The following is a 10,996-nucleotide window of genomic DNA, read 5'->3' as shown; positions in this document are numbered from 1 at the left end:
TTCGTAGTTTTAAGAGCAGTACTCCTATCAGAGTAAGGAGTGAACCAATTGCAAAATAAATGGGTAATAATAGATGAGAAAAAAACAGAGGCACGATTGAGGTTGTTTTGTTTTCCTTATGCTGGTGGTGGATCTAATATTTATAAAAGATGGAATGAATATTTACCGGATGATATTGAATTGGCTTGTATAGAATTGCCAGGAAGAGGGAGACGAATCAACGAACCATCTATTCGTCAAAAAGATATTTTGGTGGGATCGTTAAAAAAAGCGATTATTCCTTATTTAGAGGAAAAACCGTTTTGTTTCTTTGGTCATAGTATGGGGGCTTTAATTGCCTATGAATTGATTCAGTCTTTAAATAAAGATGAAGGACTGTTGCCAAAGTACTTCTTCCCTTCAGCTCATCGAGCACCCCATCTTAATAGAAGTACTAATAAAAAGACGTATGATTTATCAGATAAAGAACTTATTCATAGATTAAGAGAACTAGATGGAACGCCAGAGACGATACTGAATAATAAAGAATTATTAAATTTAGTACTCCCAATTATGAGAGCTGATCTTCAAATTTGTGAAACTTACCAATTTTCTAATGATAATGATATAATTCCTGTTCCTATTACAGCTTTTTCAGGGATTAATGATAAAAATGTTACAGTTCAGTCCATTGAGGAATGGGGTTCACTGACAAATAGAAGCTTTGAAATAATTAAGATGGAAGGGAATCACTTCTTTATCCATCAGTTTGAACAATTAATTGTGCAACAAATAGTAGAGAAATTAGAATTATCTTTGGTATAAACAATGAGTATTGATTTATATCTAGTAAAAGTATTGGATTCCTTAGATGATAAAACATTAAATAGAGCTACGTGTTTTCTTCCTTTTGCCATAAAAGAGAAAATAAAATCATTCTATCATAAAGAAGATAAGGTCAGAAGCTTACTAGGGTATATGATGTTAAAAAAAATTCTAAAATATGATCAGTATTCCAATGCTATTAGTTTTACGAAATATGGAAAACCGTTTATTAGGGATCAAGAATACTTTCATTTTAATATTTCTCATTCGAGAAATTGGGTAGTATTAGCAGTTTCTAAAGAAGAGGTAGGTGTAGATGTTGAATATGTAAAGCCTGTTTGTTTAGAAACAATGGAAGGTGCTCTCACAAAGAAAGAGTATGAGAAATTAAAATCTCTTTCTAATCATGAAGCAATAAAGTATTTTTATATGATTTGGACCATAAAGGAAAGTTATTTAAAAATGATTGGCAAAGGTCTAAGTTTATCACCTAATCGTTTACAAACAAATGTTTATGCTAAAAAACCAACGATTATGTTAGATGGAAAACAACAAAATGTAAATATTCAAACCTTTCAAATTGAAAGTAGTTATCAAATTTCTCTATGCGTAAGAGAAGGGGGAAATATACAAATAGAGACATTAGATGCTAAAAAATTACTAAAGGATTTGATTAAAAAAGAGGAAAAATATAAATAAAGTTAAATGTGCAACTCTAAAAGTTTATTTTTACTAATAGTACATACAAATCGTTAGAAGTAATAAACATTATTTGGGTTATCCTAAAAGAGGAAGGTGGTCTTAATTTTTGACAGAACCTAGTAAAATAAAAATACTTTTTAAGTGGCTTGTGTTTGTATTAGGTTTTAGCATCGTCATATATGCTATTATTCAGTATGGGATTATAGGTTTGGTTAACTCTGGATTTTATTTTGTTAAAGTGTTTTATTATAAGGAGAAACTTTCTTATATATGGGATACAATGATTCTTATTCATATTATTGGGTCTTCTATTTCGTTACTGATTGGTCCCTTTTTATTTATTAAAAAGCTACGGAGAAAAAAAGTGACTGTCCATAGATACTTGGGTTACACGTATGTAGCGGGAATTCTAATTGGAGGAATATCAGGTTTCTATACAGCTTTATATTCAACAGGAGGGATTATTTCGCATTTTGGTTTTGGTATCCTCGCAATTTTATGGATTTACACAGGTTTGATGGTAACTTACTTTGCTATCAAAGGTGAGAAATACTTGCACAGAGCTTGGGCAATTAGAAGTTATAGTTTAACATTTGTAGCTGTTACATTACGTTTATGGCTTGGTTTATTTGCTCTCATATTTGGTGGTGAAGCATATGCATCCTATTATGTAGTAATTTCATGGTTATGCTGGGTCCCGAACTTAATTATAGCTTGGTTTTATACAGCTCCATTAATCAAAATGGGAAAAATATATGCTAAATAATATCTGATTAGTTTCCACGAATAATTAGGCTAATAAAGTAAAAATATAAGAGTGAATGCTTAGGCTGTTCACTCTATTTTTTCTTATTCGAGGAAGTTTTTAGATTTACCTTATAATGTTTTTAATTAAGAGGCTACAACTTTTTACATACATATACTGTTTTTGTGATTACACATTATTCAAACACACACAATTGATCATTTTGTAGATATTCGATCAATTGTGTGCTTTTGTTTAAGACAGGATATTTAATTAATCTAATTTTAATCCTTTTAATAAATCTGCAAACGCGTTATTAATTGGCTCAGCTTCTTTCTCTTGCTGTTTCAAATACTTTTGGACACTGCGTTTATCCACTTTTCCGCCGCCTTCTTTTTTACGTCTTGCTTCAAAGGCTGATAATTTTTCGCGATAGCCACATTTACAAACGAAAATTTGACCATCACCTTCTCCGCGAAGCTCTAATTTTTTATGACATTGTGGACAACGTGCATTTGTGGTACGTGAGACATTTTTCCGATGACCACATTCGCGATCTTGGCAGACAAGCATTTTTCCTTTCTTGCCATTCACTTCAAGCATTGGTTTACCGCAATCAGGACATGTTTTGGTAGAGATATTATCATGCTTATACTTTTTGTCACTACCCTTAATCTCTGTAACAATTTCCTTTGTGTAATTTTTCATCTCGCTAATAAATACATCTTTTTTTAGCTTGCCCTTTGCAATAAGTTCAAGCTTTTGCTCCCAATCTGCTGTCAGGGCAGGGGATTTTAATTCCTCTGGCACTAGGTCGAGTAGTTGACGACCTTTGGAGGTAATATAAATATCTTTGCCACCACGCTTTTCTATTAAGAAGGAATTGAAAAGCTTTTCAATAATATCTGCACGTGTAGCGACTGTGCCAAGACCGCCCGTAGATTTTAATGTATCGGCTAATTTTTTATCATTCGTTGCCATATACTTTGTTGGGTTTTCCATGGCTGATAAAAGAGTAGCTTCATTAAATCGAGCAGGTGGCTTTGTTTGACCAGAAGTTTGGGCAATAAGCTTTACTTTTAATATATCGCCCTTATCAATGCGTGGTAGTATTTGTTCCTTTACGTCATCTGTTGTGTCCTCATCATCAAAGCGATGCTCATAAACTTCCTTCCAGCCAGATGATAAAATCGTTTTTCCACGAGCAATAAAGCTTTCATCGCCAATTTTTGCACGCAGTGTTAGTTGTTCATATTCAAAAGCAGGCAGTAGAACAGCTAGGAAACGCTTTACAACAAGATCATAAATTTTACGTTCCTTATCTGTGAAAGCTGAATAATTTACATAGCCCTCTGTTGGAATAATCGCATGATGATCTGATACTTTACTATCATCGACAAAGGCCTTTGTTGGCTTGATTGGTTTAGTAAGCAGTTTATTGGCGATGGAGCGATATTCACCAATACCACAGGCCTTTAAGCGTTCTGGTAGTGTAGCAACGATATCCTGTGAAATAAAGCGAGAATCCGTACGTGGATAAGTTAACACTTTATGTTGCTCATAGAGTTTTTGCATGATATTCAATGTTTCTTTCGCTGAGTAGCCGAAGATTTTATTGGCATCTCGCTGCAATTCAGTTAAATCATAAAGACCAGGTGCAAATGATTTTTTAGGTTTCTTTTCAATGTCCGCAACGATGGCATTGTTATTTCCTATTTTTTTCACCAGTGTATTGATTTTATCTTTATCAAAGCTACGACTATTACCATTTTGGTCTTGCCATGTAAGCTTTAAGTTATCAGTTGTTTGCGCTTCAATACCATAATAAGTTTGTGCCTTAAAGTTTTTAATTTCATCTTCACGTGCAGCAATTATTGCTACTGTTGGTGTTTGTACACGTCCGCAATTCAACTGTGCGTTAAAGCGGGTAGTTAAAGCACGAGTAGCATTAAGCCCGATATACCAATCTGCCTCTGAGCGAGCTACAGCAGAGGCATAGAGATTATCATATGCATTGCCTGGCTTTAGATTGGCAAACCCATCTTTTATTGCCTTATCTGTAACAGAGGAAATCCATAAGCGTTTCAAAGGCTTTTTAATTTTCACTTTATCAAGTATCCAGCGTGCTACTAATTCACCTTCACGTCCAGCATCTGTAGCAATGATGATTTCATTAACATCATTACGTGTAAGCTGACTTTTGACCGCATTAAATTGCTTTCCAGTTTGCTTTATAACCGTTAATTTTAAGCGTTCAGGTAACATGGGGAGATCTTCAAGATTCCATGTTTTATATTTCACATCATAGCTTTCTGGGTCAGCCAGTGTTACAAGATGTCCAAGCGCCCAAGTCACAATATATTTATCTCCTTCAAGGAAGCCATTTCCTTTTTTATTACACTTCAGCACACGTGCAATATCACGTGCTACAGAAGGTTTTTCAGCAATTACTACGCTCTTTGCCATTGTTAACACCCTTTCATAGTTCCATGGTTTTAAATATAGCATAGGTTGAGTGGGTTCGCAGTTTAACTGAAGCGAATTTATTAAATGTCGGAGGATGATTTAGGCAGGTAACAGTTAAGAAAGTATAAATTTCAGAAAAAATATTGAATTCTGAAAATTATTATGTTAGTCTAGTGTACATGAAAATGAAGTAATGGCTTCATAGTATAAATAAAAAAAGGATGAGCTTCTTTTATGAGAGATCAAACAATTCAGCAAATGATTCAAGAGAAATATCAAGAGTTGTCTAAAAGTCAACAAAAGGTAGCTACATTCATATTAAAAAATTTACAGACAGTAGGAATCCACTCTGCTTCATATGTAGGGGAAAAGGCCGGAGTAAGTGAAACGACAGTTATCCGTTTTTGTTACGCATTAGGCTTATCTGGTTATGCACAATTGCAACGTCAGGTAACCATGCATTTATTTAATGAAGGGAATGCAAGTAGTTTGCAGAATTATTTGCAATCGAAGCAAGCTCTTTTTGAAAATCCACGTTTTTATGTAAAGACGATGGAAAAGGATGCATCTCGCATTTTAAATATGGCTAAAAACATTAACGAGGAAGACTTTAATCGAGCTTCAGTATTGCTCCATGAGAAGAAAAAAATATATATTGCAGGGAATGGCTCTTCCCATTTAGCTGCACAGTGGCTTCATTTTACATTAAATCTTTTGCGACCGAATGTTGTTTTATTAAATTTTGAAACAAGTGAGGTCATACGTGCTATTCAAGAGATTGATGAAAATAGTGTAGTAATTATTTTATCATTCCACCGTTACTTTAAAGAGCCGATCCAATTTGCAGCCGAATTACAAGAAAAAAAATGTGAGATTATTGGCATAACCGATTCTCAAATTGCACCTATTACTCAATATGCAACTATCACCTTTGTGAATGAACAACAACAAGAAGTTTCAACAATTGATGCTATGCCAGCACTCATAGCATTTTTAAATACACTAATAGCAGGAATGACTGCTCAAGATCATGACTATTATGAAAATCAGCGCGTAAAATATGACGATTTTCAAAATAGCTTTTTAGCAAACCGATGGAGTTGACTAATATGAACCAAATTTTACAAGAGTTACAGCCACTTCTTACAGATATTTTTAAACATTTACATGAACATCCAGAAGTTAGTTGGCAAGAGCACAATACAACTCAATATATAGCAAATTTATTAAGAGAGGCCCAAATGGAGCCACACCTTTTTGAAGATATGACAGGACTTTATGTTGATATAGGGGATGGAACACCTAGAGTAGGGTTCCGCACTGATATAGATGCACTTTGGCAGGAGGTTAATGGTGTCTTTCAAGCTAACCATTCTTGTGGACATGATGGTCATATGACGATGGCTATTGGAACTGCATTGCTGTTAAAGGACATGGAGCATTTACTGTCAGGTGCTGTACGCATACTATTTCAGCCTGCTGAGGAAAAGGCCCAAGGAGCACGCGCATTTGTCGAAAAAGGTATTATAGATGATTTAGATTATTTATTTGGTGTTCATGTTCGCCCATTAAAGGAATTACAGGATGGGTCATATGCGCCAGCGTTATACCACGGAGCAGCAAAGCTTTTTACAGGGACCATTATTGGGGAAGAGGCACATGGCTCACGACCAGAACTTGGCGTTAATGCAATTGAGGTTGGAGCAGCTATTGTCGAAGGTCTTCAAAAAATTTGGACTGATCCAACTATCTCTGCCTCTGTCAAAATGACACAGTTTAATGCGGGAGGCACCTCTACAAATATTATTCCTGGTAAAGCAACCTTTAGCATTGATGCAAGGGCCCAAACAAATGAAGTGATGCAGGTAATCACAGAGGGGGTGGAGCGTGTAAAAGCCTCTGTTAAAGCGATGTATGGTGCCAAGATTACCTTACAGGTAGATGCTCATATAGTGGCAGCATTGGTGAATGATGAAGCCTTACAACATATGAAGGCAGCTATTATTGATGTAGTTGGGGAAAAGGCTTGCGCTCCATCAGTTGTTACACCAGGAGGGGAGGATTTTCATTTTTATACCTATGAACGTCCGAAGCTTAAAGCTACAATGCTTGGATTAGGCTGTGGGGTTACTCCTGGCTTACATCATCCGCAAATGACCTTTAATCAAGACCGGCTGTTAGTAGGAGTAAATATTATTACAAGGGCTATTTTGAGAGCATTATAAAGATATAGAAAGAAGAGATAGCTATGATAGAGATAAGAGAAATCAAAACAATAGAACAACTTGAGCAAGTTCAGCAATTAGAGTTGAATGTATGGGGAATGTCTGCTATTCCTCTCCATCAAACGCTGACAGCAGTGAAAAATGGGGGCATCGTTGTAGGTGCCTATCAAGAAGATAAATTAGTCGGATTTAGTTATGGTTTTGCGGGTTTTCGAGAAGGAAAAAGCTATCTATGCTCTCATATGCTAGGGATTGATGAAAAATATCGATCACTAGGCATAGGAGAAAAGTTAAAGTACGAACAGCGAGCTATTGCTATTGAACGTGGCTATGACTTAATGGTATGGACATTTGACCCTCTTGAAACCCGAAATGCTTATCTTAATTTATCTAAATTAAAGGGTATTTGCTATACCTATATAGAAAATTGCTACGGTGAAATGCAGGATGGTTTCAATAAAGGGCTACCCTCTGATCGATTTGAGGTGAGCTGGCATTTAACTTCAAATTATGTGGTGAACGACATTACAATAGAAGTAGCGGATGCAAAACCAGTGGCAAGCTGTGAACTTACAAAGCAGGGCTTATTATGTTTAAAAATGACTGAAAATTTTGAATTTGTGGAAGAGTTGTATACGCTACCTGTTCCTAAGGACTTTCAAGCCTTAAAAGCACAAAATCCTAGCTTAGCATTGGATTGGCGTTTCAAAACAAGAACTATACTAAAGCAACTATTTTCAGCAGGGTATGCAGCAATTTCACTGCAACAACGAGAATGCTATAACGAATATGTTTTAGTGAAAAAAGCAGCTTTAAATTTGGAAGGAGCATTTTAATATGAAAATTACAGAAATCACAATACGACAATTGAAGATGAAATTAAAAGCACCGTTTACAACAAGCTTTGGCACGTTTGATGAGAGGAACTTTTTAGTCCTCGAGGCAAAAGATGAGACAGGCTTAATCGGTTGGGGAGAATCAGTTGCCTTTCATTCACCTTGGTACAATGAAGAAACACTTCAAACAAACTGGCATATGCTTGAAGACTTCCTCATTCCTCTTATTTTAAATAAAGAGATTCATCACCCAGCTGAAGTGAGTCAATTATTTGAGCCGATTCGCAAAAATAATATGGCGAAATCGACAATAGAAGGAGCTATTTGGGATATATATGCACAGCAAACTGGTCAATCCCTAGCAACAGCACTTGGTGGTAAAAAGGATAAAATTGAAGTAGGTATTAGTATCGGCATACAAAATTCAATTGAGGAGTTAGTTACATTAGTTGACGGCTATGTAAAGGAAGGCTATAAGCGCATGAAAATCAAAATAAAACCGGGCTGGGATATAGAGGTTATGCGTACATTAAGGGAAACATTTCCTGATGTAGCCTTTATGGCTGATGCCAATTCAGCCTATCGTCTAGAGGATACTGAAACATTGAAACAACTTGATGCATTTAACTTAACAATGATTGAGCAACCATTGGCTTCAGATGACATTATCGACCATGCTTCATTACAAAAATTAATGGAAACACCAATTTGTTTGGACGAAAGTATCCATTCGTTAGAAGATGCACGAAAGGCTATAGAACTAGGGAGCACCAAAATTATAAACATAAAAATTGGTCGTGTTGGTGGCCTAACAGAGGCAAAAAAAATACATGATTATTGTGAGACACATAACATCCCAGTATGGTGTGGCGGCATGTTAGAATCTGGTATTGGTCGTGCGCACAATGTAGCCTTAACAACGTTGTCAAATTTTATATTACCGGGAGATACTGCTGGCTCTAATCGATATTGGGAAAAGGATATTATCGAACCAGAAGTAGTTGTAAAAGATGGTTATATTGAAGTACCACAACAAGTAGGAATTGGTTATGAAATAAATAGGGAAACGGTTAATTCCTTCACAGTCGCACAGAAAACATATCAATAAATAGACTTAAATTTCTTATATTAGAATAGTAGGTGGGCTATGAAAAAAAGTTGGCAGATAGGTGGAGCATTTGTAGGCTTAATTGTTGGAGCAGGGTTTGCATCGGGTCAGGAAATAATGCAGTACTTTACTAGCTTTGGCTTGTACAGTATGGTAGGTGCCATTGTTGCTACCCTTGCCTTCGCATTTTTAGGAATGAGTTTAGCTCAATTAGGAACAGATTTACAAACAACATCACATAAAGAGGTGATCTATCATATAGGAGGGCGATATGTTGGCATTATTTTAGATATCGTTATCACGTTTTTCTTATTTGGCGTTGCTGTTGTCATGTTTGCTGGATCAGGCTCAACATTTCATCAGATGTTTGGCATCAATCCAGTAGTTGGTAGTATTTTTATGGTTGTTATAACTATACTAACCTTACTATTAAATGTTAATAATATTATTAATTTAATAGCATTGGTTACCCCTTATTTAATGGGTATCATTTTTATTATTTTGATTTATTCTATCTTTACGATGGATATATCCATTGCAGAGCAAAATACTTTAGCGAAAGCACAATCATCTGCAGCATCTAATTGGTTAATGGGAGCGTTACTTTATGTTTCCTATAATATCGCTGCTGGTGCAGCAATGTTAATTGTAATGGGTGGAACAGTAAAGGACCGCAAAGTTGCTGGCAGAGGTGGACTACTTGGCGGTTTAATGCTTGGTATCTTAATTGTATTAATCAATATAGCCATGTTTGCTAAAATAAATGTTATTGATGGAGTAGCAATGCCAACATTAGAATTAGCAAAACAAATTCACCCTATAGTAGGTGTCTTAATGTCTATTGCTTTATTAGGCATGATGTACAATACTGCGGTGGGGATGTTCTATTCATTTACAGTTCGATTTATTGCGCCAGACCATCAATATTTTAAAGTAGCTATTGTAGTTATAGGATTAATAGGTTTTGCTGCAAGCCTAGTAGGATTTACTACATTAGTTGGTAAAGCCTATTCAACAATGGGCTACTTAGGTTTCGCCTTAATTGTTGCTGTTATTATTTCGTGGCTACGTAAACTACCAAAAACTTTATAAAGTAAAAATTTCCCTTTTGTGAACGTAAGGGAAATTTTTTTGTTTTTTTGTGATGAAAGCAAGATATATATCATACAGTTAATTTGTGTTTGCGAAATCTATCCATGCTGTTTTAAGTAAAAATTATGCTCGAAACTATAGAAAAAAGCTATTCGGTGCTAGACACCAATTTTTGAGAATGTTATATTTGTATTGTCATAGTATTTTTATAATTAGGAAAAAATAGAATACTTTATGGGTTTAATGGTTTTTCCTGATTATAAGGAGTGATGAAGTATAGAGCTAGATGAAGGATGATAGGGCCTATGGTAAAGAAAACGTTAAAACAAAGAATTGTAGACGCTTCAGTTGAATTATTTCAACAAGATGGTTATCACAATGTAACCGTGGATCGTATTGTGGAATATATTGGGGCATCAAAGGGTGGATTTTATCATAATTTTAAATCAAAAGATGAACTGTTGTATGAAATTCATGATGTCTTTATTTCATATGTCATTCAACAATCGCAAGCTGCATATGACAAATTCGATACACCTATCACACGTTTGTGTGCCATGCTGCAAACACTGACACAAGTATTTGATATGTATCAAGCACATATTACGATTTTTTATGAAGAAAGTCGTTCACTCTCAGATGAATATAGTGACATCATCCATAAAAAGCGAGATCACTATCGTGATATTTTACAAAGAGTGATAGCAGAGGGTCAGGAAGCAAAGGTTTTTCGTACCGAATTACCTTGTACAATTGTAACAATGGCAATTGTCGGGATGATTAACTGGACGTACAAATGGTTTAAGCAATCAGGACCATTAACGATGGAGCAAATCACAGATGTTTTTACCGATATGGTATTACGGGCAATTGTGACAGAGCAAGCCATGGGAGAAGCGAAGCAATTTATAATAAAGGGGTAGCCAGTAGGAAACACTGGTTTTATTATTTGTTTTTACAAACCGACTAGTCGGTATTTCACTGTAAGCAATTGTTCTTGAGCTACATCTACTATGGC

10 protein-coding genes are annotated in these 10,996 nt (G+C 35.4%); 9 read left to right on the top strand and 1 reads right to left on the bottom strand.

Features of this window, described 5'->3' with window-relative positions; translation table 11 throughout:
- Nucleotides 1-48 precede the first annotated feature (48 nt).
- The 3 genes from AAJG31_RS11310 to AAJG31_RS11300 all read left to right on the top strand — a co-directional run bounded on the left by AAJG31_RS11310 (nucleotide 49) and on the right by AAJG31_RS11300 (nucleotide 2,272).
- On the top strand, nucleotides 49-804 hold the full coding sequence (locus AAJG31_RS11310) for a thioesterase domain-containing protein (protein ID WP_257961663.1): 756 nt from the start codon (nucleotides 49-51) through the stop codon (nucleotides 802-804).
- A gap of 3 nt (nucleotides 805-807) precedes the next feature.
- Nucleotides 808-1,503, top strand: a complete 696-nt coding sequence (locus AAJG31_RS11305) for a 4'-phosphopantetheinyl transferase superfamily protein (RefSeq protein WP_279493782.1) — start codon at nucleotides 808-810, stop codon at nucleotides 1,501-1,503.
- 109 nt (nucleotides 1,504-1,612) lie between these two features.
- The gene (locus AAJG31_RS11300) at nucleotides 1,613-2,272 is read left to right on the top strand and encodes a DUF2306 domain-containing protein (protein ID WP_257961661.1); all 660 of its coding nucleotides are present in this window, start codon (nucleotides 1,613-1,615) and stop codon (nucleotides 2,270-2,272) included.
- A 252-nt stretch (nucleotides 2,273-2,524) separates the two neighbouring features.
- On the opposite strand, the gene AAJG31_RS11295 is transcribed toward AAJG31_RS11300, so the two are convergent.
- Entirely contained in the window at nucleotides 2,525-4,717 is a 2,193-nt protein-coding gene (locus AAJG31_RS11295; protein ID WP_279493783.1) for a DNA topoisomerase III, read from the bottom strand.
- 234 nt (nucleotides 4,718-4,951) lie between these two features.
- Here AAJG31_RS11295 and AAJG31_RS11290 point away from each other — a divergent pair, with 234 nt between their 5' ends.
- The 6 genes from AAJG31_RS11290 to AAJG31_RS11265 all read left to right on the top strand — a co-directional run bounded on the left by AAJG31_RS11290 (nucleotide 4,952) and on the right by AAJG31_RS11265 (nucleotide 10,901).
- A complete protein-coding gene (locus AAJG31_RS11290) occupies nucleotides 4,952-5,821 on the top strand; it encodes a MurR/RpiR family transcriptional regulator (RefSeq protein WP_004225544.1) in 870 nt (289 codons plus the stop codon).
- A 5-nt stretch (nucleotides 5,822-5,826) separates the two neighbouring features.
- The gene (locus AAJG31_RS11285; protein WP_279493784.1) at nucleotides 5,827-6,942 is read left to right on the top strand and encodes a M20 peptidase aminoacylase family protein; all 1,116 of its coding nucleotides are present in this window, start codon (nucleotides 5,827-5,829) and stop codon (nucleotides 6,940-6,942) included.
- A gap of 23 nt (nucleotides 6,943-6,965) precedes the next feature.
- Nucleotides 6,966-7,778: a GNAT family N-acetyltransferase gene (locus AAJG31_RS11280; RefSeq protein ID WP_279493786.1), complete on the top strand. Its 813-nt coding sequence runs from the start codon at nucleotides 6,966-6,968 to the stop codon at nucleotides 7,776-7,778.
- A 1-nt stretch (nucleotide 7,779) separates the two neighbouring features.
- A complete protein-coding gene (gene menC, locus AAJG31_RS11275; RefSeq protein WP_279493787.1) occupies nucleotides 7,780-8,886 on the top strand; it encodes an o-succinylbenzoate synthase in 1,107 nt (368 codons plus the stop codon).
- 39 nt (nucleotides 8,887-8,925) lie between these two features.
- Nucleotides 8,926-9,978, top strand: a complete 1,053-nt coding sequence (locus AAJG31_RS11270) for a hypothetical protein (protein ID WP_279493788.1) — start codon at nucleotides 8,926-8,928, stop codon at nucleotides 9,976-9,978.
- 305 nt (nucleotides 9,979-10,283) lie between these two features.
- The gene (locus AAJG31_RS11265) at nucleotides 10,284-10,901 is read left to right on the top strand and encodes a TetR/AcrR family transcriptional regulator (RefSeq protein ID WP_036078131.1); all 618 of its coding nucleotides are present in this window, start codon (nucleotides 10,284-10,286) and stop codon (nucleotides 10,899-10,901) included.
- Nucleotides 10,902-10,996 lie beyond the last annotated feature (95 nt).

This window comes from Lysinibacillus sp. BS3, from assembly GCF_039614735.1.
Lineage (GTDB): Bacteria > Bacillota > Bacilli > Bacillales_A > Planococcaceae > Lysinibacillus > Lysinibacillus capsici.
The sequence above is the reverse complement of the archived record's forward strand: the minus strand, read 5'-3'. Positions and strand labels throughout refer to the sequence as shown.